The sequence below is a fragment of the Streptomyces sp. URMC 126 genome, assembly GCF_051386555.1.
GTDB lineage: Bacteria > Actinomycetota > Actinomycetes > Streptomycetales > Streptomycetaceae > Streptomyces.
In genome coordinates, this window is record NZ_JBPQTX010001296.1 from 1 (window position 1) to 240 (window position 240).

The following is a 240-nucleotide window of genomic DNA, read 5'->3' on the forward strand; positions in this document are numbered from 1 at the left end:
GTGTGGTGGAGAGGGGGCCGGCGGACGAGGTCATCCTCAATCCGCGGCATCCGTACACCAGGATCCTGGCGGCCGCCGCGCCCAACCCCGACGCCCGCGACCGAGCCCGGCTCACCGAGGCGCCGGGCATCGAGCCGGCGGGCGGCTCCACCCTCCCCGGCGACGATCCGGGCTGCACCTTCCGGGACCGCTGCCCCATGGCGTTCGAGGCCTGCACCCGTATGCCGGAGGACTTCGAGG

General features: G+C 74.6%; 1 protein-coding gene. It reads left to right on the forward strand.

The genetic code is table 11. The annotated features are described in order from the left end of the window. The coding region (locus tag ACSNOK_RS36025; protein WP_436784864.1) for an oligopeptide/dipeptide ABC transporter ATP-binding protein at window positions 1–240 on the forward strand (240 nt) is incomplete at both ends.